General features: G+C 31.4%; 26 protein-coding genes and 1 riboswitch. Of the genes, 15 read left to right on the top strand and 11 right to left on the bottom strand.

The genetic code is table 11. The features are described 5' to 3' along the window. Positions 1-4 precede the first annotated feature (4 nt). Together QZU75_RS02720 and QZU75_RS02725 are read left to right on the top strand one after the other, a co-directional pair. Positions 5-1,498, top strand: a complete 1,494-nt coding sequence (locus QZU75_RS02720; RefSeq protein ID WP_296881414.1) for a DJ-1/PfpI family protein — start codon at positions 5-7, stop codon at positions 1,496-1,498. Next, on the top strand, positions 1,498-1,911 hold the full coding sequence (locus tag QZU75_RS02725; protein WP_296881415.1) for a hypothetical protein: 414 nt from the start codon (positions 1,498-1,500) through the stop codon (positions 1,909-1,911). The genes QZU75_RS02720 and QZU75_RS02725 overlap by 1 nt, the downstream gene beginning before the upstream one ends. On the opposite strand, the gene ribB is transcribed toward QZU75_RS02725, so the two are convergent. After that, positions 1,912-2,595, bottom strand: a complete 684-nt coding sequence (gene ribB / locus QZU75_RS02730; protein WP_296881416.1) for a 3,4-dihydroxy-2-butanone-4-phosphate synthase — start codon at positions 2,593-2,595, stop codon at positions 1,912-1,914. It abuts the gene before it with no gap. Between the two features lie 51 nt (positions 2,596-2,646). Then, a riboswitch (FMN riboswitch) is annotated at positions 2,647-2,778 on the bottom strand. Positions 2,779-2,833: 55 nt separating this feature from the next. Further along, positions 2,834-3,208, bottom strand: a complete 375-nt coding sequence (locus QZU75_RS02735; RefSeq protein WP_296881417.1) for a DUF120 domain-containing protein — start codon at positions 3,206-3,208, stop codon at positions 2,834-2,836. Between the two features lie 225 nt (positions 3,209-3,433). Between QZU75_RS02735 and tfrA the strand changes: the two genes are divergently transcribed. After that, entirely contained in the window at positions 3,434-5,077 is a 1,644-nt protein-coding gene (gene tfrA / locus QZU75_RS02740; RefSeq protein ID WP_296881418.1) for a fumarate reductase (CoM/CoB) subunit TfrA, read from the top strand. Here the strand turns inward: tfrA and QZU75_RS02745 are convergent. Both QZU75_RS02745 and QZU75_RS02750 read right to left on the bottom strand, forming a co-directional pair. Further along, positions 5,070-6,374, bottom strand: a complete 1,305-nt coding sequence (locus QZU75_RS02745; RefSeq protein WP_296881419.1) for an amidohydrolase family protein — start codon at positions 6,372-6,374, stop codon at positions 5,070-5,072. The genes tfrA and QZU75_RS02745 overlap by 8 nt on opposite strands. A gap of 41 nt (positions 6,375-6,415) precedes the next feature. Beyond that, complete coding sequence (locus QZU75_RS02750) at positions 6,416-6,622, bottom strand: histone family protein (RefSeq protein ID WP_296881420.1); 207 nt, start codon at positions 6,620-6,622, stop codon at positions 6,416-6,418. A 199-nt stretch (positions 6,623-6,821) separates the two neighbouring features. Between QZU75_RS02750 and hisG the strand changes: the two genes are divergently transcribed. Both hisG and pyrB read left to right on the top strand, forming a co-directional pair. Then, positions 6,822-7,682, top strand: coding sequence for an ATP phosphoribosyltransferase (hisG, locus tag QZU75_RS02755; protein ID WP_296881421.1), 861 nt, complete (start codon positions 6,822-6,824; stop codon positions 7,680-7,682). A 12-nt stretch (positions 7,683-7,694) separates the two neighbouring features. Then, complete coding sequence (gene pyrB / locus QZU75_RS02760) at positions 7,695-8,630, top strand: aspartate carbamoyltransferase (RefSeq protein WP_296881422.1); 936 nt, start codon at positions 7,695-7,697, stop codon at positions 8,628-8,630. On the opposite strand, the gene QZU75_RS02765 is transcribed toward pyrB, so the two are convergent. Both QZU75_RS02765 and QZU75_RS02770 read right to left on the bottom strand, forming a co-directional pair. Then, on the bottom strand, positions 8,623-9,792 hold the full coding sequence (locus QZU75_RS02765; protein WP_296881423.1) for a Cdc6/Cdc18 family protein: 1,170 nt from the start codon (positions 9,790-9,792) through the stop codon (positions 8,623-8,625). The genes pyrB and QZU75_RS02765 overlap by 8 nt on opposite strands. 634 nt (positions 9,793-10,426) lie before the next feature. Then, entirely contained in the window at positions 10,427-10,909 is a 483-nt protein-coding gene (locus QZU75_RS02770) for a DUF2299 domain-containing protein (RefSeq protein ID WP_296881424.1), read from the bottom strand. 64 nt (positions 10,910-10,973) lie between these two features. On the opposite strand from QZU75_RS02770, the gene QZU75_RS02775 reads away from it, so the two are divergent. Beyond that, positions 10,974-12,008 carry a cobalamin biosynthesis protein gene (locus QZU75_RS02775; protein ID WP_296881425.1) on the top strand — a complete coding sequence of 345 codons (1,035 nt, stop codon included), beginning with the start codon at positions 10,974-10,976 and terminating at the stop codon, positions 12,006-12,008. 25 nt (positions 12,009-12,033) lie between these two features. Beyond that, positions 12,034-13,047, top strand: coding sequence for a cobalt-precorrin 5A hydrolase (locus tag QZU75_RS02780; protein ID WP_296881426.1), 1,014 nt, complete (start codon positions 12,034-12,036; stop codon positions 13,045-13,047). A gap of 27 nt (positions 13,048-13,074) precedes the next feature. Here QZU75_RS02780 and QZU75_RS02785 read toward each other — a convergent pair whose 3' ends face one another. Beyond that, entirely contained in the window at positions 13,075-13,320 is a 246-nt protein-coding gene (locus QZU75_RS02785; RefSeq protein WP_296881449.1) for a UPF0147 family protein, read from the bottom strand. A 145-nt stretch (positions 13,321-13,465) separates the two neighbouring features. Here QZU75_RS02785 and QZU75_RS02790 point away from each other — a divergent pair, with 145 nt between their 5' ends. Next, positions 13,466-13,636, top strand: a complete 171-nt coding sequence (locus QZU75_RS02790) for a Met repressor (protein ID WP_296881427.1) — start codon at positions 13,466-13,468, stop codon at positions 13,634-13,636. On the opposite strand, the gene QZU75_RS02795 is transcribed toward QZU75_RS02790, so the two are convergent. Both QZU75_RS02795 and QZU75_RS02800 read right to left on the bottom strand, forming a co-directional pair. After that, positions 13,633-14,217, bottom strand: a complete 585-nt coding sequence (locus tag QZU75_RS02795; protein ID WP_296881428.1) for a class II aldolase/adducin family protein — start codon at positions 14,215-14,217, stop codon at positions 13,633-13,635. The genes QZU75_RS02790 and QZU75_RS02795 overlap by 4 nt on opposite strands. A gap of 9 nt (positions 14,218-14,226) precedes the next feature. Beyond that, positions 14,227-15,987: a DNA-directed DNA polymerase II small subunit gene (locus tag QZU75_RS02800; RefSeq protein ID WP_296881429.1), complete on the bottom strand. Its 1,761-nt coding sequence runs from the start codon at positions 15,985-15,987 to the stop codon at positions 14,227-14,229. Between the two features lie 169 nt (positions 15,988-16,156). Here QZU75_RS02800 and QZU75_RS02805 point away from each other — a divergent pair, with 169 nt between their 5' ends. Genes QZU75_RS02805 through QZU75_RS02820 form a run of 4 tightly spaced genes read left to right on the top strand, consistent with a single transcriptional unit; the run spans position 16,157 to position 19,642 of the window. After that, on the top strand, positions 16,157-16,654 hold the full coding sequence (locus QZU75_RS02805; protein ID WP_296881430.1) for a hypothetical protein: 498 nt from the start codon (positions 16,157-16,159) through the stop codon (positions 16,652-16,654). 8 nt (positions 16,655-16,662) lie between these two features. Beyond that, positions 16,663-17,736: a precorrin-3B C(17)-methyltransferase gene (gene cobJ, locus QZU75_RS02810; RefSeq protein WP_296881431.1), complete on the top strand. Its 1,074-nt coding sequence runs from the start codon at positions 16,663-16,665 to the stop codon at positions 17,734-17,736. 10 nt (positions 17,737-17,746) lie between these two features. Next, positions 17,747-18,346 carry a potassium channel family protein gene (locus QZU75_RS02815; RefSeq protein ID WP_296881432.1) on the top strand — a complete coding sequence of 200 codons (600 nt, stop codon included), beginning with the start codon at positions 17,747-17,749 and terminating at the stop codon, positions 18,344-18,346. 33 nt (positions 18,347-18,379) lie between these two features. Beyond that, entirely contained in the window at positions 18,380-19,642 is a 1,263-nt protein-coding gene (locus QZU75_RS02820) for a magnesium transporter (RefSeq protein ID WP_296881433.1), read from the top strand. On the opposite strand, the gene QZU75_RS02825 is transcribed toward QZU75_RS02820, so the two are convergent. After that, complete coding sequence (locus tag QZU75_RS02825) at positions 19,639-20,505, bottom strand: hypothetical protein (protein WP_296881434.1); 867 nt, start codon at positions 20,503-20,505, stop codon at positions 19,639-19,641. The two genes, QZU75_RS02820 and QZU75_RS02825, sit on opposite strands and share 4 nt — an antisense overlap. Next, positions 20,498-21,445 (bottom strand): hypothetical protein, encoded by a 948-nt coding sequence (locus tag QZU75_RS02830; protein ID WP_296881435.1) that lies wholly within the window; start codon positions 21,443-21,445, stop codon positions 20,498-20,500. The genes QZU75_RS02825 and QZU75_RS02830 overlap by 8 nt, the downstream gene beginning before the upstream one ends. 171 nt (positions 21,446-21,616) lie before the next feature. Between QZU75_RS02830 and QZU75_RS02835 the strand changes: the two genes are divergently transcribed. The 3 genes from QZU75_RS02835 to cfbA (QZU75_RS02845) all read left to right on the top strand — a co-directional run bounded on the left by QZU75_RS02835 (position 21,617) and on the right by cfbA (QZU75_RS02845) (position 23,466). After that, entirely contained in the window at positions 21,617-22,015 is a 399-nt protein-coding gene (locus QZU75_RS02835) for a Zn-ribbon domain-containing OB-fold protein (RefSeq protein WP_296881436.1), read from the top strand. Next, positions 21,987-22,901 (top strand): sirohydrochlorin nickelochelatase, encoded by a 915-nt coding sequence (gene cfbA / locus QZU75_RS02840; protein ID WP_296881437.1) that lies wholly within the window; start codon positions 21,987-21,989, stop codon positions 22,899-22,901. The genes QZU75_RS02835 and cfbA (QZU75_RS02840) overlap by 29 nt, the downstream gene beginning before the upstream one ends. A gap of 82 nt (positions 22,902-22,983) precedes the next feature. After that, entirely contained in the window at positions 22,984-23,466 is a 483-nt protein-coding gene (gene cfbA, locus QZU75_RS02845; protein WP_296881438.1) for a sirohydrochlorin nickelochelatase, read from the top strand. The last annotated feature ends 14 nt before the right edge of the window (positions 23,467-23,480 follow it).

Consider the following 23,480-nt stretch of genomic DNA (forward strand, 5'->3'; position numbering starts at 1 on the left):
TTTTATGACAAAAATTGGACTTGCTTATTTGAACGGGTCAGTTCCGGGATTTGAAGATTTTGGAAATCTGCCTACAGACATTGTTAAAGAAAATGGTCTTGTAAATGGAAACAAAGCTTCCAAAGAACTTGATGCCCTAATTATTCCTGGGGGAACATTAATAGAATCCAATGACATTAACATGCCATTAAATAAGGAAATTAAAAAAATGGCAAATGATGGAAAACCTATAATTGGAATCTGTGCAGGCTTTCAACTCCTTTCAAACCAGATAGACATCGGCAGAAAATCACCTGTACCTATTGTAAAAGAGGGACTGGGCCTGATTGATGTGAACTTTTCACCTCTTATTACAAGTGACCGTGTTAAGGCAAAAGTATTTGACAACTCATTTTTAGTAAAAAATCAGACTGAAGATGTGGACGGCTTTCATACACATACATACGGTAAAGTGGAAGGTGATGCCAAACCTTTATTCTATTCGAAAGTTCAAAGAATGAACTATGGAGACACTAACAAAAAGGGTGATTATAACATCTTTTCAGGAGCATGCAACGATGATGGAAATGTTATCGGTACAATGATTCATGGCATACTTGATGAAAATCCTATACTTGTAGAAAATATTAAGGAACAAATAGATATATCAGACATTGATGACATTTACAATAGAAATATAGAAGTCAAAAAATTCCTCCAAAGCGAAGTAGGAATCAACACTGACATTAAAATACCTGAAATAAAACCTTTCAAGAAACCGAAATACTTGATGATTGGAAGTAACGGTTCCGACTCCGGGAAAACATTCATATTAACCGGACTTGCAGGTGCAATAAGAAAAAGAGGGTATAAAGTTGCCCTGCTCAAAGTTGGTCCTGATGTTCGAGACATTATACCCGGACTTTATCTTACAAAAGGAAAAATGGAAGATTTCGCCTCCATAAAAATTGGACACCTTGGTTGGAAAGATATTGAATCTACCGTCGCGAAATTAAACTCATCTGACTATGATATTGTTCTTATTGAAGGCGTTATGAGTGTATTTACAGGTCTTTTAAATGAAAAAGTACCATTTTCAGCTGCAGAAATTGCAATGTCATCAGACATTCCGATGATTTTAGCTTCAGGTGTAAACAAAGGCGGAATTGAATCAGCAGCAATAGATTTAGTTTCACATGCAAATATGCTTGAAAAATTTGGTGTTGATGTAGAGGCGATTTTACTGAATAAAGTATACAATGACAATATATTCGACAACGTGGTTCCATATATTAAGAATAACACCAACGTGAAAAAAGTTTTAAAAATTCCTAAATTAAAAAATGCAGACATGAGAGGATTTATTCCAGAAGTAGAAATCAGATATGAACTGTTCACTTCCTATGCAATGGACCTTGTGGAAAACAACCTAAACATTGATGAAATAATAGCTATGGCAAAGGAAGTAAACTTTAAAAAGATTTATTCATTTGAAGAAATTAAAAGCAAGGTGATATAATGGCTCTTAACTTAAGTCCTGAAAAGGGAGTAAAACTCACAAAAAAAGATAGGGCACATGTCCTGACAAAAATGAAACAAGGATGGAAGGCGACATGTCTGATTCCTGATTATGTATTTGATGAAAATGGCGATATACAAATTAACTCTGATAAAAATCGTCGTTTAGTTAAAATCGTTAAAATCCTGGATGATGGAATACATATTGAAAAAGCGCTTAAAAGCAAAACCCTTAGAATCAAATGGGAAAAAATAGCTTCAATAAGCATGTCAAAAGAAGTCAAAGATGGTTTGGAAATACAAATGCGTGACGGTAAATATGTATCATTCAGCATTTATAATTCCTATAAAATAAAACAAAATACAGAATTTATAGCTAATCATATAGCTAAAAAGGCAAATGAGAGGAATTAATTATTCCTCTAAATATTTATTAATGATGTCTTCGCCTCTAAGCAAGACTAATCCGTTTTTTTCAGCGTATTTACGAGCATCAGCAACTGAGGTAGCTTGTCCAGTTTCACCATCCATCATTTCACAAACTACACAGACCGGAGTCACACCAGCCATTTCACATAAGGCAAGACCTATTTCTGTGTGTCCTTGTCTATTTTTAACTAATCCGTCTGATCCTCTTAAAAGACATACATGACCAGGAGATCTAAATGTTGCTCCAAACTCATCAAATCTTTCTTCTTTCATCATGATAGCCATTTCACTAATTGTCATAGCTCTGTCATGATCTGTAACACCAGTGAAAGATTTTCTGTGGTTAGTCCATATTGAAAATGATGATCTTTCATCGTATGGAATATCGGTTGGTGCAAGTTTAGCTAGTTCAGGGTATGTTTCTGTTGCAGCTTTCATAATGTCAACCATGAACGGCAAGTGAATAGCTTCACAAAAATCAGCATGTAAACAATTACAGATTAATCCGCCTGCGTCATTTCTCATTGTTGCAATGGATTTAGGGGTTACAAATTCAGAAGCGATAATCATATCAACTTCTCCTTCCCTATCATCATCATCAAAAACTAGTACGAATTCACCATTTCTAATAGCTTCTAAAGCTTCATCTAAGTTTGTTTCTTGATTCATAGTAATATCTCCTTATTTACTAGAACCAGGGCTAAAAATAACTAAATACTATTATCTTCTCTTCCATCCGGACTGTTACCGTCGGTTTTGGAATCTCACCAAATCAACACATATTTTGTGCTCGTGGACTTATTTTTTTAAATCACCACCGGTGGGGAATTGCACCCCGCCCCGAGAACGTATTATCAAATATATTTATCATGTATAAAATACTTTTTGGTAAAAAAATAGAAATGATTTAAAATTCAAGATAAACTATATCTCCATCATTGAGATTCAACTTTTCCCTTACTTTAATTTCTGCAATAAATTCAAGGTACTTTTCTTCATGAGTGGTTTTTGCCGGAAAAACAATAGCTCCATCAATTTCATCATTTAATTTAGCTTTAATATATTTTACAGCACCAAAACCATCATCAGGCTTTATCAAATTTTTGCAGGAATTCTTGATTTGAGAAATTTCATCCAGATACTGTTCATTAACAACAATGTTAAGTGTTCCAGGATATGGAACAAATCCCAAGTTTTTCTTAAACTCCTTAGTGTAAAATTCCTGTGACATGAAATATTCAGCTTTTCCCAAACCTGTTGTAATTTCACCCTCAATTTTCATAAAATACCCCCTAATTAAAATGACATGTAACAAAGATTAACATCAAAATATCAATTATAATTTTAATTTAATTAATGTATAGAATCTTTTACTAAAATTTAAATTAAGTAATGTAGATTCATAACTATAATTAATACATTTTAATTAATAAATATTTTTGAAGAAATTTATTTAACGATAGAAATACAAAATATTATTATAATAAAATTTTACAGGGTAATTGAAATGGAAATAAAAACTATCTCTACAGACGTGTTAATAATTGGTTCAGGAGGAGCAGGCTCAAGGGCTGCAATTGAAGTTGATAATGCTGGATTAAAAGCTATTATCGTGTCCAAAGGTCTTTCATTTAGATCAGGTTGTACTGGAATGGCTGAAGGCGGATACAACGCAGTATTTAAAACCGTTGATAAGGATGATTCAATTGAGGCACACATACAAGATACACTTAAAGGCGGAAGCTACCTCAATGACAAAAAACTAGTTGACATTCTAGTAAACGAATCACCGAAAAGACTTATTGATTTGGAAAACTACGGTGCACTATTTGACAGACAGGAATCCGGTGAAATTGATCAAAGACCATTCGGTGGTCAAACCTACAGAAGAACATGCTATCAAGGAGATAGAACAGGCGCAGAATTATTAAACGCTCTTAAAGAAGAAATCATAAAAAGAGATATTGAATGCATTGAAGAAGTCATGATTACCTCATTGGTTACCTTAGATGATGAAGTCATTGGTGCAACCGGTTTAAACTTAAAGGATTCAAGTTTAATTTATTTTAAAGCAAAATCTGTTATTTTAGCCAGCGGAGGTGCTGGTCAATTATTCCCTGTAACATCAAACACCTCACAAAAAAACGGAGATGGTTTTGCAATTGCATACAGAGCAGGTGCCGATTTAATAGATATGGAACAGATACAGTTCCACCCGACAGGAATGGTAACACCAAAATCCAAAAGAGGAATCCTTGTAACAGAAGCGGTCAGAGCAGAGGGCGGACTTCTCATAAATAAAGACGGTGAAAGATTTATGAGCAGATATGCTCCTGAAAAAATGGAACTGGCTACCCGTGATGTTGTTGCCCGTTCAATATACAGCGAAATTATTGAAGGGCGAGGTACCGAAAACGGAGGAGTATACCTGGACATTTCCCATCTGGATGATGACTATATTGATGAAAAACTTGAAACAATGGTTTTGCAATTTGAAAATGTCGGTGTGGACATTAAACATGAGCCTATAGAAGTAGCACCTACAGCTCACCACTTTATGGGTGGTCTGAAAATAGATACCGACGGATCAACTTCAATTAAAAACCTCTTTGGAGCCGGAGAAGTCTGCGGAGGAGTTCATGGAGCTAACCGTTTAGGAGGTAATGCACTTGCTGATACACAGGTATTTGGAAAAATATCCGGTGAAAGTGCATCCAAAGCCTGTAAAAATACAGAACTTAAAACTAATGAAAAACAGGTTAAAGAGGAAGCTTCAAGAATAGAAAATCTATTTAAAGAAGGTTCAATTAAACCAAAAGAATTTAAAAATAGAATCAAAAAGCTAATGTGGGAAAAAGTTTCAATTGTTCGTGATGAAAAAACACTGAACGAAGCATTGAAGGAACTGCTTGAAATGCAAAAAGAACTGGACAACCTAAGTGTCAGTGATAAAAAGCAATACAATACTGATTTAGTTAATGCTCTTGAAGTCATTAATATGGTTGAAATCTGTATTTTATCTGTAAAATCTGCAATATTACGTAGAGAAAGTAGAGGAGCTCATTTCAGATCCGATTTCCCTGAAACAAATGATGAGTGGAAAAGAAGTATTATTGTTAATCAAAAAGAAATAAAATTTGAAGCTAGATAGCTTCTTTTAAATTTTTAATTGCTTCGCGAGCTTTGTCATAGATTTCTTGCTCATCCAATACAGTTAATTTTTTATTTTCCATTAATATTTTTCCATTACAAATTGTAGTGTCTACATTTGAACCGTTAGCTGAATAAATCATGTTGGATGTTAATGTAGAACTGTCCGGAACCATATTAGCGGAATTTGTATCAACTAAAATAATATCTGCTTTTTTGCCTACTTCAATTGAACCAATCTCATCACTTAAACCTAAAGCTTCAGCACCTTTGATAGTACCCATGGCTATAGCTTCATGTGAGTTTAAAACATTAGGATCAAGGGTTGAAACCTTTTGAAGTAAACTTGCAGTTTTTAATTCTTCAATTAAATCAAGATTATTGTTGGAAGAAGCACCGTCTGTACCAATTGAAACGCAAATATCATTTTCAATCAATTTGGAAACTGGAGATATTCCTGAAGCCAATTTCATGTTACTGCACGGATTGTGTGAAACTTTTACACCATGTTTTTTTATGATTTCAATTTCATCATCACTTAACCATACACAGTGAGCTGCAACAACATCAGGACCTAAAAAGCCTATTTTTTCAAGATATTCAAATGGCCTTAATCCTTTTTCTTCTGAAACATCATTGATTTCCTTCTGGGTTTCTGAAACGTGTATATGAATACCCATATTGTATTCGTCAGCCAGTTGACGCACTTTTATCAGCAGTTCCTCTGAAGCTGTGTAAGGAGAGTGAGGTCCGAAGAAAACTTTTATTCTTCCGTCAGCCATTCCATTGCAGTTTTCAAATAATGTTAAATTTTCCCTGATTTCAGCTTCTCTTCTTTCAGCATCTCCAAAATCAATCATTCCATAAGACAAAACAGCTCTGATTCCTGCCTCATCAATAGCACGTGCCACATCTTCCATGTAAAAGTACATGTCGGAAAATGTTGTGGTTCCTGACTTGATAAGTTCAACAGCTCCTAAAAGAGCCCCAATATAACAATAATCTCCATTAAGATTAGCTTCCATTGGCCATATATGATCATTTAACCAGCTGTCCAAACTTAAATCATCAGCTAATCCTCTAAATAAAGTCATGGATAAATGAGTATGAGTATTTACTAATCCAGGAAGTAAAATTTTTCCTGAAGCATCAATTATTTTATCAACGTTAGTTTCATCAATTTCATCTGAAATTTCTGCGATTAAATCATTTTTAATTAAAAGAGATTGTCTTTTTTCTTCAAAATTATTCGGATTTAAGATAAATGCATTCTTAATTAAAATAGTATTATCTGACATAATAACACCTAAAAAAATAAAAAAAGTAGTTAAAAACTTATTTATAAGTTTTTAATTGCTAATTTGATATCATCTGCTTTAACAGTTTTACGTTTTGCGATTTTAGCTACTTGGTTTGCTTCTTTAGCAACGTTACGAGCAACTTCTTCTAAGTATGCAGCTAATTCTTCTTTTGCATCTTCGCTAACTCTTTCAGCACCAGATTCTTTAATGATTCTTGCAATAGGAGCTTTTGGTATTTCAGACATAATTTTCACCTCACTATAAGTTAATCAAAACTTATTATTAACATCGATTAATAATAAGCTAAATATCATATTACATGACTTAATATTTAAATATTTTGCAAAATTAAAGGATAAATTAGAAAATAATCAAGTATATTGAGAAAGTATTTAATAAAAAGATTTAAAATATATTATAAGAAAAAAATATTGAGAAGATAAGATGAAAATAAAAATTGCCATTCCTTCCAAGGGTAGAATAAGTGAACCATCAATAAACATTTTAGAAAAGGCTGGTTTAGGATTAATCGATAAAAATAATAGAAAACTGATTTCAAAAACATTTAACGAAAATATAGAGGTAATGTTTGCACGGGCATCTGATATTCCTGAATTTGTAAATGACGGAGTAGCAGATATGGGAATAACTGGTGTAGATTTAATTAAGGAAAGTGAATCAGAAGTCATTGAATTACTCGACTTGAGGTTTGGACAAACTAAATTGGTCCTTGCATCTCCTGAGGAGTCAAATATAAACTCCATAGATGATATAACACAGGACATGAAAGTTGCTACTGAATTTCCTACTTTAACTGAAAAATATTTAAATGAAAATGGTTTAAATTTGAAAATCGTGAAATTAAGCGGATCTACAGAAGCAGCTCCATTTATCGGCATAGCCGATTTAATTACTGATTTAACCAGTACTGGAACCACTTTAAAAATGAATCACCTTAAAATTATTGACACAATACTTGAAAGCAGCATAAAACTCATTGCTAATGAAGATAGCTTAAAATCAAAAAAAGAGCTAATTGAAGCAGTCAGTACAAGTATTAAAGGTGTGCTGGATGCCGACCGTAAAAAACTTGTAACAATGAATGTTAAAACAAAGGATTTGGATAAAGTTAAAGAAGTAATGCCGTCCATGGGCGGTTTAACAATATCTGAAGTACTGTCCAATGAAAAAACTGTAGCAGTTCAGGCAGTAATTGATGAAAAAGAGGTATTCGAACTGGTCAATGACTTGAGAAATGCTGGTGCAAAAGATATACTTGTAATGCCTATTGAAAGAATTATTTAAAAACTGGAAGGGTTGATTAGAATTTTTGATTTAAAAAACATAATTTCAATTAAAGATTTTGAAAGAAAAGATGTTGATTATATTCTCGAAGAAGCTGAAAAATTAGAGGATATTGCAAAATCAAGAGAAACATGTGATGAACTTAAAGGAAAACTTCTTGGTTTAATGTTTTTTGAACCATCAACAAGGACAAAAATGTCTTTTGAAACTGCAATTAAACGTTTGGGTGGAGATGGAATCGGATTTGAAAACAGCGGATCAAGTTCTGTTTCCAAAGGTGAAAGCATTGCAGACACAGCAAAAATGTTTGAAGGATATTGTGATGCACTGGTTATCAGGCATGAACTTGAGGGAGTATCAAAATTCATATCAGATATAGTGGATGTTCCTGTTATAAATGCAGGTGATGGAGCCGGTCAGCACCCAACACAAACATTACTTGACTTATACACTATCAAAAAAGAAATTGGAGAAATTGACAACTTAAAAATAGCCTTGATTGGTGACTTGAAATATGGACGAACAGTTCATTCCCTATCAAATGCATTAGGATTATACAAAAATGTTACCCTTTATTTGGTTTCACCGCCTGAGCTAAAAATGCCTCAAGAAGTATTTCACGATATTAACAAAACAAATGTAACATGGATTGAAGTAGATTCAATTGAAGAAATAATTGATGATGTTAATGTTTTATATGTAACCAGAATCCAAAAAGAGCGATTTGGGGATATCAATGATTATTTAAAAATAAAAGGAGCTTATATAATTAACAAAAAAATGTTAGAAGGTAAAGATCTGATTGTTATGCATCCTTTACCAAGAGTTGATGAAATAGATACTGATGTGGATAATACAAAATACAACAAATATTTTACACAGGCGGCCAATGCTGTTCCAGTTAGAATGGCAATTCTAAAAACATTAATAAAAAACAACCCTAAATAGTGTAAAGGGTTGTTTCAAGTAATGTTTCATCACATTGAAGTTTGATAATATTGGTTCTTCCTTTTCCACGACCACGTGAAACTGTGTTTGTAGAAATAATACCCAATAACTCAAGTTCATTTATAAAATCAAAGATTCTTCTATAGGTTACAGCATCTTTTTTGGAAATTTCCTTATATTCCTCATATAATTTACCTGAAGATATTTCTTCATCCTGCTTTGTCAAGTTGAGGATAGCTTCCAAAACCCTTTGTTGCTGTAGCGGCAATGTGGAAATAATTTCAGTAACTTTATTGTGTTCAATAGTATCCTTAGCTTTTCTTACATGTTCACCTGTGACTTTTTCTGAATTATCATCAAATGCCAATTCACCTGCATTTTTTAAAAGATCAAGAGCATATCTTGCATCACCTTCTTCTTTAGCAGCCATTGCAGAACATAATGGAATTACATCATCATCCAAAACTCCTTCTTTAAAAGACAACTCTGCCCTTTCAGATAAAATGTCAGATAACTGATCTGCTCCGTATGGAGGGAAAACAATCTCCTTATCTTTTAAGCTGCTGGTTACTCTGGATTTTATTAAATTCTTAAAGTCTAAAAAGTTACTGATTGATAAAACAGAAACATTGTCTGTTCTTGTTAATGTGTATAATATTCCATCACCATCTTTTTCAAGCAAAATGTCAATCTCATCCAAAATAACAATTAATTGCAGTTTTTTACCGAATGCATTGGTTCTGAAAATATCCCTGAATGTGTTGACAACTTCACCTTTAGTCCAACCACGATTAGGAACATCACGGCCTAACTGATTACATAATCTGGCTAAAACCTGATACTCAGTATTGTAATCTGTACATCTGACATATTCAACTTTAACAAATACATTTTTCTTATTAGCAATTTCAATTAGCTGTTCACGTGCAAACTTGGATGCTGCAGTCTTTCCTGTTCCTGTTTTTCCATAAAGAGTAACATTAGAAGGAGTAATGTTGTTTAAAACATCTACCCAATATTTTGCAATCTGTCTGATTTGATCTTCTCTGTGAACCAATTTATCAGGTAAATATCTATGATCCAATGGAGCTTTATCTTTAAATATACTTTTCGATACTGTATTACCCATATCTTTTTCTAAATCTTCAAAAACGTTTGACATTATACCACCACAATAATAAGTAAAAATCATGAAAAATAATTAAGTATAATTTCCAGTGTTATTAATATTTACCACCTGATAAATAAACTTTTTCATTGCAAAAGTGCCATGAATTGATAAATTTAAGAAAATGTAAAAAATTTTCTCTGTTTAAAATGATTTATAATATTATTAAACAATTTAAATTTACTATTTTTAATAAATTGAAGTTAAAATTGAATATTTATAAGAATTAAATATTTTAAGACATTTAAAATAAAAAAATGAAATATCACTATTTCAAATATAAAATAATAATTTCAAGTGTAAATATTAAAGAAAAACAATGAAAATAAGGCCTCAGATGGCTTGAAAAACAAGATTTTTGAAAAAATTATAATGATTTTACATTGAGAGGGAGACATGTATTGCAAGTGTAAACAATTTCATGCGCAAAGCAAAATTGAAGGGGTGTGTTTCAAGTGTAACAAAAATGAGAAATTGTAATGAAATTGTAACATGATAGACACAATCAAATAATGTAGTGAAAATGAAAAAATAGAGAGATAAATTTCAAGTGTTTACAGTTGAAATATACCTCTTCTGTCTTAATATACCCTCGTAAATGTTACAGTTGAAAAGTACCTCTCCCTCTCTACAAGAACATATCATTCTCATTTGAAGGAACAGTAAAGTCATTCAAACTGCCAAATTTCTTATCAATTAACCAAATACAATGTAATTTAGCTTTGAAAACTCTTTTCATAGTTTTCATAAATTCATGTTTAGTTAAACCATCATTAAATATTTGTTCAGTAACAACGAATTGCTGTAAAATGTTCTGGTTGATTTGAAGTTCAAAATCAACTAAAAAATTATTTAATCCAAAGTTTAATTCCAGAATGAAATCTTTTTGAGTTTTAACATCTGTTGACTTCATCAAATCAAGATGTTGTGGAGCTACCTGAGTAGCACATGCAATTATAATACAGTCTTTATCTTTAGGTTTAACAACATCCATAATATTCTCTTTTGGAAACTCAACAATAAAATGAAAATCAGCATTCTCATCATATTTCATTTCTCTTAAGCAATCTTCGTCAAGTAACCATTTTTTGATTTGTTCTTCGATTTCCATGTTATCATCTTTTTTAAAATTATAAATAATAAATTATTTATTTTTTTATTATATATAATAAAGTATGATTGAATATAATAATATAATAAATAATATAATATCAATCGATACAACTAATATTGTTTCTTTGAATTTATTTTTATTTATTGTATTAGGACTGTTGTTTTCACTTGCAATTGATGTTATCTTCGGTGAACTGCCAACAAAGGTCCATCCTGTTGTTATAATCGGATCAATCATAACATTTTTTAAAAATATTTTTATTAATATAAAAAACAGATTTTCAGGACTGCTGCTGGTTATATGCAGTGGTATTTCTGTTAGTGTTATATTGTTAATATTGTATGTTATTTGTCAAGTAAACATTATATTGTTATTTGTTGCTTTTGCAATTCTTTTATCATCCACATATTCAATAAATATGTTATTAAAAACAGCTATGGATGTTAAAGATGATTTGGATGAAAGTATTGACAAGGCAAGAAAGTCAGTTTCTTATCTGGTGAGCAGAAACACAGGTGAGCTTACAGAAAGTTTTATTGTTTCAGCTGTAATTGAAAGCCTGACTGAAAACATCACAGATTCATATGTTGCTCCAATCTTTTATTATACAATATTTGGAATAATTATATTGATTTGGCCATTTGACAATCAGTTGTTTTATTTGCTGTTGATTCCAATGTTGTACAGGATGTTTAATACACTTGATGCAATGGTGGGATATAAAACTGATGAATTATCTGATATTGGTTTTGTACCTGCAAAAATTGATGATATTTTAAATTACATTCCTTCACGTATAGCAGGAATTTATGTTGTAATATCTGCCTATCTACTTAAATTAAATGGTAAAAACAGTTATAAAATAATGAGAAGAGATGCAAGAAAATGTCCAAGTCCTAATTCAGGTTATACAATGGCAACAACAGCAGGAGCACTGGATATTCAATTAGTTAAAAAAGATACCTATATTTTAGGGGATGTCAACAAGGAAATTGACAAGGAAGACATTACAAAAGCTGTTAATCTGTCAAAATTAACAATTATATTATTTACATTCACAGTATTGATTTTATTAACATTAATTTTTTTAACTTAATTTTAAATATATATTTAGTGATAATATGAAAATTGCTATAGTTTCTGTTTCTAATAAAGGCCAAAAGCTGGCATTAAAATTAAAGGAAAAATTGGACAGTGATTCTACAATTATTAGATGTGATCTTTTTCACAAGAATGTTAAAAAATATTTAAAAATTGCTTTTTTTGAATATGATGCAGTAATTGCCATAATGGCATCTGGAATATTAATAAGAACAATTGCACCCTACATTGAATCAAAAGTGACAGATCCTGCCATTTTAAATATTGATGATAATGGAAAATTTGTAATTTCAACATTATCTGGTCATTTAGGCGGTGCAAATTCATTAACCAATAAAATTGCCAACTTAATAAATGCTGTTCCTGTAATTACAACATCCACAGATGTAAACCGGAAATTGGGAATAGATGTTCTGTCAAAAGACCTTTATCTATCAATTGACAATACAAATGAAATCTTGTTTTTCAACAAGGCAATATTGGAAGGAAGAGAAATTGCATTTACACTAAATCCAAATAAAAATTATGATTATCTGACTGATTATTTGAATAATAATACACTTGAAATAGTTCTCTCTATAAATTATTCATCTAATGTAAATCCCGATGAAATCCATGTAAATTTAGATGAACATAAAATAGTTTTAAAAGAGAAAAAAATTGTTGTTGGAATAGGATGCAGACGTGGAAAGGAATATGAAAAGATATTGGAAGCTTTTGAAAAGTCTTTAAATGATTTGAATATTCATAAATCACGTGTTAACATGTTATCATCTGCTGAAATTAAAAAAGATGAAAAAGGCATTTTGGAGTTATCTGAAAAACTTGAAATTCCTGTAAATTTTGTGGATCTGGAAAAATTGAAATTGTTTGAATCAAAAGATATTCAAAAATCAGAATTTGTAAAATCAAAATTCGGAATATATGGTGTTTGTGAACCTTCAGCATTAATAACAGCAGGTTTTGATTCAAAATTAATATATAAAAAAACTTCATATGATGGCGTAACAGTAGCAATTGCCATCTCAAAATAACAATAATATAAAATAAAAAAAGTAAAATTAGATAGATTCTAATTTAGATAGAACTTCCCAAATTAAAGTTCTTGCATGTACTGGAATATTAGGATCATTACTGATTTCATCTAATTTTCCTAAGACAGTACTTATTCTTACAGATTGGTCTTGTTCTTCGTCTTTTAATAATGCACTAGAATCACTAGCAGCCTCTCTTATATTACGAGGAACAGTATTATTATCTGCGATATATTCAAGTATTTCACAAACTTCATCGATTTGACCACTCATCATACTCCCTCCAAAATAAATTATATAAATAGAAATAGTTTATATTAATATAATAATATGTAATTAATAACTTTAAATAGTTTTTGGTTATATTAACTAATTAATATTAGAAAAATTTATATTTAATTAAATTGAATTATTATACATGTCAGATATAAGCAAAACAACAATAAATTTACCTGTGGACTTGAAAAAAGAACTAAAAAAAATAGCTATTGATGAAGATACTTCATTATCTGGATTAATCCTAAAAATGATTGAAGAAGGATTAGCTAATAGAAATAAAAGTAATGTAACTTCAGATGAAGATTTTTAGATATCTTCAACTGAATTTAACATTAATGAGATAAATTGAGTTTTTGCAGACTCTTCGACAAATATTGCAAGTGATTCTGCTTCTTTTAAATTTTTACCAACACAAATCACACCATGATTTTTTAGAACAAGTACATCATCGTTACCAATGCCTTCGCTGGCGCTGATTGCAAGCTCTTCACTTCCTGGTTTTTCGTAATCAATAGAAGGTAAAAATGGTTTTTTTATTTCTCCAAAACCTTCAAGCCTTTTAATTTCTTTATTGGAAAAAGCAAAACCTGTTTCATAGGGAGCATGTGTATGAACTATTGCATTAACGTCATCCCTTTTTTTATAAATTCCCAAATGCATATTAATTTCAGAAGATGGTTTCCCATTTGATAACAGGTTTCCATCTATATCAACCAAAACAATATCTTCAGGATCTAAACCAGATATTGATTTCAAAGTTGGAGTAATGGCAATAATATCGCCACTGGCGCCTCTTATTCTTTTACTTATATTACCTGATTTTCCTGAAATTAAATTTTTATCGTAAAGATTGTTTCCAGTATCAATAATTTCTTGAATATTTTTTATCATATAATTCCTCTATAAAAATTTGAAATGTTTATATTTTCCTTTATGGATAACAGGAACTTCTGCAGGTGTTGGTTCAATATTATGAATTTTTTGGAAGCTTGTTTGTGTCTGAAAAGTTCCTGAATTGATTAAATGAATTCCATTGAACCTTCTGTAGGAATTAACGTGAACATGACCTGTGTGTAATATGTCAGGTACCTCTTCAATAACAAGATAATCTTCAAGTTCTGATGCTAATGGAGTTCTTTCACCATAAATTGGAGCTAAATGCCTTTTTTTCATAAGTTCTTCCATTAACAAATCATTTTTCTCATATGTAAACTCTTTAACAGCCATAACCAAATCGTCAAAACTACGGCCGTGATAAATTAGAACTTTAATACCGTCAAGGGAAACAACACCAGGATTTGAAATAAATTCCACATTATCCAGTTCGTAAAGTGCCTTAGCATATTCTTCAGGAACTGCAGGTTGAGGTTCTGCAACTCTGGATGCATCGTGGTTTCCAGGAGCAATAATAATTTTAATGTCACTTCTGATGTTTCCAAGGAATTTAGCTGCTTCATCATATTGTTTTGTGATATCTTTAATGGCCAATTCCTGTTCCTGATTAGGATATACACCAATACCGTCAACAATATCTCCTCCGATAATCAGGTATTTGATGTCTTCGGCAACTCTTCTTTGTTCTTCAGTTCCAAAGTCACAATTAATCCAGTCAATGAATCTCAAGAATGCATCTTCCTGAAATGTCAGACTGCCTATGTGAACATCGGATAAAAATACAATACCAAAATCCATCTCTTTTTCAGGAATCCTTAATACACCTGGATTAATTATCTGCTGACCGAATGCAAAGTTTCTGTCATCACTTTTATTGGCTATAACACCGATTACTTCATCCCTTACCAGTTTTTCAGCTTCGGCAAATAACTCATCATTGTTTTGTGAAAATAGAATGGATATGTTTCCGGTATCATCTTCAAATTCAACGATTTTATGACCATTTTTACTGGATCTTATCTCTTTGACCATTAGAATTAAACTTAAGCTATCCTGTGAATCATCAATATCGGCGATTTTGGTATAGTTTCTAAGTTCAGGTCTTTGAGAAAGTATTTTTTCCAGTTTTTCATATCTGCTGTTGAAATAGGCGATTAAATTTTCAATCTCTCCGCTGGTATATGATTTTTTACTCATGTCTTGGATAATTTCAAAATCATATTCCACATTGGTTTTTTGTTCATTTCTCTTAAATTTAATTTTAGCATCTTTAACAGTTTCAGAAGCTTCAACAATTGCTTTATTAACATATTTTTCAGGTTTGTCACTGTCCTTTTTTAGGTTTTCAATTGATGTTGGTTTTACTTCAGCTTTTTCAACTGTTTTAACTTCTGCTTTATTGATATCTTTTTTTATTTTTTCCGGTGCTGGTTTTTCAACAGTCTTAATTTCTTCTGGTTTATCAAGTTGTGGTGTTTTTTTTACAGGTTCTTTTATCTCTTGAGAACTCATATCAACTGAATTATCATTTGTTAATGTTTTTTGGTTTGAATTATCGGTTTTTACAGTATTTCCTAAAAGTTCATCAATAGTTTCACCACTGACAGATACCAAATCCTTTGATGAAAACTTATCACCTTTTAGCTTTACTATTAATGAAGATGCAAAATCTAGAGGATTTTCAGCATTAATAACTTTATTATAAGCTTCTGGTGATAGGTTAATTCCTTTTTTTGCAAATTTTAATAGAATTTTATTAGTTGACATATTAATTAATTTTTTAATTTTCTATGTTAATAAACTTTGAGAATTTATATTTGTATTTTTTGTAAAAACCTGTAAAATTGTCTTTTATAGTTATATTTATTATATATTAAAAATAAAATTTAAATTATTATAATATAATTATTATAATTTAAGTAATGATTGTGATAAAATGGCGAATAAAATAGTTAGAATTATTTTAATTGTTGTATTATTTGTAGTATTCTTTGAGTTAGGCCTTTTAGGTTCATATACTATTGTTACTTCTGAAGCGCCTAATGTTCAGGGTTTAATAGATATGCAAATTTCTAAAATTTCAGGTTTCTTCAGTCCAGATAAAGTAAACCAGGTTTTAGTTAAAGATCCAACTCCAGTTTCAATTTCTAACAAAAAAGATATTGCTCTACAGCTTGAAGAACTGTCGAATGTTGATGGAGTTAATTATGAATCTATTAATGTAACTACATTAGAAGACCCAAAGAATTCTGAATTTAATGTAACTATTGAAGCTTTAGGTTATGCTTCACCTAATTCTACTTCCGGACAAATTGTAATAAGTCAAACTCCTTCATATAAGGTAATTGCTAATGGTGTGGCTTCTTACAAGGGAACAGGATTGCTTGTGGAGAAAGATACTATTAAAATAAATTCAGTGTTAAAATTATATTAAGTGATTGTATGATTAATGTTATTGGTATTGGTCAGAATAGAGAGAACATGACTTTAGGAGCCATAAAAGCTATTGAAGAATCAGATGTAATTATAGGTTATAAGAAATATGTAAATCAGATTGATGATTTGATAGCTGATAAGGAAATTATTAAAAAAGGAATGGGCGATGAGATAGCTAGAGCTGAAATGGCTATTGAAAAAAGTTTGAATGGACAAACAGTATCATTAATCAGTTCTGGTGATCCTGGTGTTTTTGGAATGGCAAATGTGCTATATCAGATTGTAAGCAAATATGAAAATGTGGAAGTTAAGGTTTATCCTGGCGTATCAGCCCTAAATTATGCTTCAAGTAAACTTGGAGCTCCCTTACATGATTTTGCTGCAATCAGCTTAAGCAACATCTTAACACCTCTTTCTGAAATTGAAAAGAAATTGAGATATGCGCTTGAAGCTAATTTAATTGTTGCTATTTATAATCCTTTAAGTAAAACTCGTAAAGAACCTTTCAGAAGATTTAAACAATGTGTAATTGATATTAAAGGTGAAGATGCTTTAATAGGTATTGTGGATAGTACATATGAACCGGCAAAGGAAACAATCGTTAAAGTAAAGGATCTAACTGAAGATATTGTCAACATGTCTTGTACATTGATTGTAGGAAATGACGTAACTTATGTTCAAGACGGTAAGCTTATTACTCCTAGAGGCTATGTTATAAGGTCTCAAATTCATCCGTTATCACAAGATCATTATGAAAAATTCTTGAATGGGGAAGTAGTCCATGGACCTAACAGGGAATGCGATTACTATCCATGTCATTATGAAGGACAGTACTGTGACTTCTGTTATTGTCCGTTTTATCCGTGCGGTGATTCTTCAACAGGTGGAGAATGGATTAAAGGCAAAGGTGTTTGGAATTGTAAGGAATGCAATTGGTTGCATGAAAAAGAAAGTGTTGAATGCTTAAGAAAGCCTTTGGAAAATATTTTAGAAGATGTTGAAGATTTAAAAAGCAAGAAAAAAACTTTATTAAAACTTAGAAGAGCATGCTTATTGAAAAGTAATCCGAATGATCTTTAGGGGAAATTGAATGTCGATTAAAAAGTTATTAATTGAAATGAAAAATTTATCGGAACTTATGGTTGATTTAGCTTATTCAGCAGTTTTATTTAACAGCAAAGCAGCGGCAGAAGAAGTAATTGCTTTAGAAAATGAAGTTAATGCAATGAATTATGAGATAAAAAAAGAATCCCTGGTGGCTGCTAGGTCCTATGAAGATGCTGAAAAATTAACAGCACTTTTGGAAATTGCTGAAGCTGCTGAAAGTATTGCAAATGCAGCTAAAGATTTAGCTGACTTAGTAATTACTGGTTTTAAACCACATCCTGTATTTAAAATGGTAATGGAAGAATCTGATAAAAGTATTGTTAGAGTTTCTGTTAGTGAAGAATCTGATTTAGCAAATAACAGTTTAGGAGATTTACTTTTAGTAAATCGTACAGGTATGAGAGTAATTGCTATTAGAAGAGGAACTTCCTGGATTTACGGTCCGGATAAACATACAACCATTTTACCAAATGATACATTAATTTTAAAAGGTACAGAAGCAGGTGCAGATTTACTTGAAAAATTGGCTGCAGGAACCTGTACTTTAGAAGAAATTCCAGAAGAATTAGAAGACGAAGATTAAAGAGTGATAATATGATAATAGGTAGTGATAATTGTGAAAGACCAACAGAAGAAGATTCGCAGTTCACTATCTACAAAAGTAGTCAGTGATTTTTACGCTGAACACAAATCTATTATTAAAGAAGGATTAATTGCTCTTTTGATATGTGCTATAGGAGATTTATTTGCCGGTGTAATCTTAGGCAAAATGACATTTTTCCTTGAAACTTTTCCTGGACTTTTAGTTATAGTTCCTGGTGCAATTGGTATGAGAGGAAATATTTTCGGTTCATTTGCTTCAAGATTATCAACTAACTTGCATATAGGTTTGATTTCTCCTAAATTTAAATTTTCAGAACAGCTGAATTACAATATATACTCATCTTTTGTTTTAACATTGGTTTTATCCATATTTTTAGGAATCGTCGGTAAGATATTCTGTATTTTGTTGCGTTATCCTTCAATGGAACTGATTGACTTTATTTTGATTTGTTCTTTTTCAGGTTTGATTTCAAATTTAGTAATGCTTCCAATAACAATGTTGGTTTCATTTAAAAGTTTTGAACATGGATGGGATCCGGATAACATTACAAGTCCGATTATTGCAGCCTGCGGAGACTTATTGACCTTACCTGCAATTATTGCATCAACATATATCTTAACATACACATGCTTTAATTACATTATAAAAGACATTGTCCTTGTAGTGATATTAATATCTGTTTTAATAGCTTTTATTTATTGTTACAGATTGTCTGATGAGACAAAAACCATTTTAAAGCAATCCACTCCTATATTGTTATTATGTTCCTTTTTAGGAGGTTCTGCAGGTGGAATATTAAACAGTTCTCTTGAAACATTGCTTACAAATCCTAGTTTGCTTACTTTAATTCCTCTATTTTCAGGAGAAAGCGGCAGTTTAATAAGTATTTTAGGAGCCAGATTATCATCAGGACTTCACTCAGGTTTAATAGAACCGTTCAATAGGCCTAAAGGAGAAGCTTTACATAATTTTGGTATTTCTTATATTTTAGCTATTATTATTTTCCCAGTAATTGGCCTATTGGCTGAATCATCTTCAGTGGTTCTTGGAACAGTCGGTGTTGGTTTTGATAAAATCGTTGGAATCAGTACATTATCAGGTCTGATTTTAGTTACAATCATGGCATTTTCAGTTTATTATATTTCGACAATTTCATATACTCATAATTTGGACCCGGATAATATTGTAATACCAATTTCAACCAGTGTTACAGACTCAATTTCAAGTTTAATATTGATATCTGTTTCATTATTGCTTTTAGGAGCTTTAATTTAATACCAAGCTTTTAAAATCAAATTACAATCATTCGTTTGAAAATAATCATAGTTTAAATCATCGATTTTAAATGTTTTCGGCACACTAATCAGCACGGCTTTTGCATGTGGCTTGTTGAAATGAATAAATACAACTGCACTGCTGTCATCATAGAAGTCAAATTTATCGTTTATATTTATTATATCTGATTTTGGATTTTCCCAGAATCTTGATTTGACCACCCTTGTAGTATCAACCATATACTGAAGATTATTTTTTTCTTCCTTATCAATCAGCAGATAATAGTTTGACTTTCGCATGTTGCCTTTAAATACTTTAAAGTAATTGCAGCTATGTGAATCCTGTTTGTGGTTATGATTGCATTTACCTTGAATTTTAAAGTCTTTTAACACAAATTTTTTATAAAAATCACATTTCACGGCTCTATTTACAGAAAAAACATTTCCCTTTTCGTTTTTATCGCCGATTTTTACACATGAAATACTGCTCTTCATTGGTATCAGTTCAATTGATGTTTTCAGTTTTGAATTGAATAACTTTTCTGTAACCAGTTTTTTGTAGTTTTTTCCAAGAACAGTAAATTTTTCATATGATACGCTGTTCGGGATAATTTCCTCATGTTCATTAATAATTGCCAGTCCTGGCGTTCCTTTTTTATATTCAAACCAGTTTTCAGGAACTCCCGGATTATTTATCAAATTGTCGATGACTTCTGAAATTATAATTTCAGTGTGTTCCATTTCCGATGAGGTAACGGCTTTGTTTGTAATATTTTCGGACATATTTAATACAATTCCGCTTATCATTAAAATTACAATCAAAACAATTGCTATTTCAACAACAACGTTTCCTCTATTATCCATCATCATCACCTCCACTTAATCCATATTTTTTTCTATGGGAGCTGTCTAAAATCAGGCTGTTAATGTCGGTTTTATGTAATTTCTGTCCTGTATAGTGGTCATGAAATACAACATGGTCAGAACATGAAATCGAATCGTTTGTCAGAGGTGTACGGGTTTGGATAAAGACTTCCATACCGTAATGAGGACATTTTCCCTTGCCTTCCAGTCTGCACAGATAACAGCTTCCGTCAGCGCTTTCATGAAAATAGCCTTTTTCAAGACAGTTTTTCAAAACTCCCGGATCTCCATGATGAGTGTAGGGGTCATATGGGCATTTCTTAATTGTTGCAGGTGATTTTGCAAATAAATATGAAAATGGTGAATCAAGGTTTCTGACTTTCAGATATCTTGCAAGGGCATTCTTGTAGTGAATAAAATCTCCCCTGACATATATTCCTGATGCTGCAGATAAAATTGCCGGAGGCAGCGGGTCTCTTAAGCCTTCTATAGAAACGTGTTTTTCTACAATTTTATTGTAGTGATTGCTGTTCTTTTTTATATTCAGTTTGACTTTAAACAGTACTTTCCAGGGACTGTCGGTACTTTCAACTGATATCACTTCAGAATTTATTATAATATCATATTTCTGCTCAAATTCCTTGTTTTTAGATTCCAGTTTTTTGTTTAAATTCTTTTTTATCTGGTCTTCACTGTTTAACAGTTTGTAGGTGTGATAGACTTTATTGCACGCATCAGCTATTGAATCTCTGCCTAAAATTTCTATATTGTTGGAGTAGTCATCAATAATATATTTGAAATTATCGTTCTCCTGAGAATCAATATTATGGTCATCAATATAATTTAAGGTAGTAAAAACAAAAATAGCAAGTAGGAGCAATGTTGTTATCAATATAACTGTTGAACCCAGTATTAAATTTCCATTTGAATCGATTTTCATTATTAAAAATATGGCTTAAATTTATAAATTTATTATTGAAGTGCGACCATATGATTTTGCACAATTATGTATTACTTTTTTTGAAATTGATGAAAATAAGTAATAAAAAAAATACCTATTTATATTATTTAAGATAAATTATACATATTAGAAAATATATGGAGGATTTACATGTCAGATACTGTAAGAACATGGCGTCATATACAACAAAGATACAATCTTATAGGTTCTAAATGTAACACTTGTGGTGAAGTTTTCTTCCCAGCCCGTGTTGTTTGTCCTAATTGTAGAAGAAAAGGAAAACTCGAACCTTTCCAATTTTCAGGAAAAGGAAAAATATATACTTATTCAATAATCAGATCAGCACCTGATGACTTTAAAAAATCAGCTCCTTATGCTGTGGCAATTATTGAACTTGAAGAAGGTGCTAAATTAACTACACAACTTGTAGATTGTGATGTAGAATCTTTAGAAATCGGTGACGATGTGGAAATGGTATTCAGAAGAATTAGAGAGGATGGAAAAGACGGAGTTATCTCTTATGGATACAAATTCAAAGTTATCAAATAATACTGCTGTAATTCTTGTAAGCCATGGTAGTACTTTACCATATGCTGAAGAGGTATTTACAGAAATAAAACAAAAATTTATCAAAAAAACAGATATTGCAACTGAAATAGGTTATATGAAAGTGTCAGAGCCAACAATTGCAGGAGCTGTAGAAATATTAAAGGGTGAAGTTGAAGATTTAGACAAAATTATTGCACTTCCAGTATTTTTAGCTCCAGGAATTCACACTAACATTGATATTCCTCAGTTATTGGGTTTAGAGCCTTTGGAAGTTGATCCAAGATGTCCTGATGGAAATTACCCTCCGGAACATTATTTATCAATAGCCGACGATGTTGATTTCGACGGTGAAATTCAGCTTTTAGGTTCTATTGGACCTAGAGATGAGCTATTGGATATTATTGATAAAAGAATTAATGAAGCTTTAGCACAATCCAAATTGGATGACAGTGCTAAAACCGGAATTCTACTTGTGACTCATGGTTCAAGACTAAATTACAATAAGGAATTTGCTACCGCATTATACAATAAATTTGAAAAGACTTGTGATTTGCCATCAAGTTTCGGATTCATGGAACTGTGCGGACCTAGCATACCTGAATCTATTAATAAATTAGTTGAAGAAAATGATTTGGAAAGACTGGTTGTCATTCCGGTATTTATTGCTCCGGGAATGCATACAACTCATGACATTCCGCATATTCTAGGGCTTTTAGAAGAGCATGAACATAAACATGAACATTCTCACGGACATGGCCACGGTCATGACCACACTCATGACCTGACTCCTGTGGAGTTTGACGGAGAAATATTATATCAGGAACCTATTAAAGCGGATGATATATTAATAGATATTCTGATTGCAATGATAAACGAAGCACAATAAGCTTCGTATATTTTTTTGAAAAATTTTTTTTTCAAGATAACTTAAACGATTTTAACTTAAAACTTATAATGGATGATAAAATATGTCTGATAAAAAAACTGGAATTTTACTTTTAAGCCACGGATCAAGATTGGACGATGGAGAGGAAGTAATTAAAGCTTATAAAGAAATGTATACTGAAGAGTTTCCGGAAATGCCTGTAGAATATGGATTTATGGAAATTAGAAAACCGGGAATTCCAGAAACAATCAATAAATTAACTTCAGAAAATGATTTGGATAAGATTATTGTTGTACCGGTGTTTGTAGCTCATGGTCTTCACACAAAAAGAGACATACCTGAACTACTTGGTATTGAAAGTGATTTTGATGAAGAAGCAGTTTCAGGTCATCATCATCACCATCATCACGACCATGGCCACGATCACGGACATCATCATCACCATCATCACGACCATGATGATGAAGAATTTGAATTTGATGGTGAAATCGTATTGACTGATCCTTTAGGAATTGATACACGTTTATACGAAATTATTAAAGACAGAGTTTCAGATGCATTATAATTCTGAAACCTTTT

It is taken from the genome of uncultured Methanobrevibacter sp. (assembly GCF_902764455.1).
Classification (GTDB): Archaea; Methanobacteriota; Methanobacteria; order Methanobacteriales; family Methanobacteriaceae; genus Methanocatella.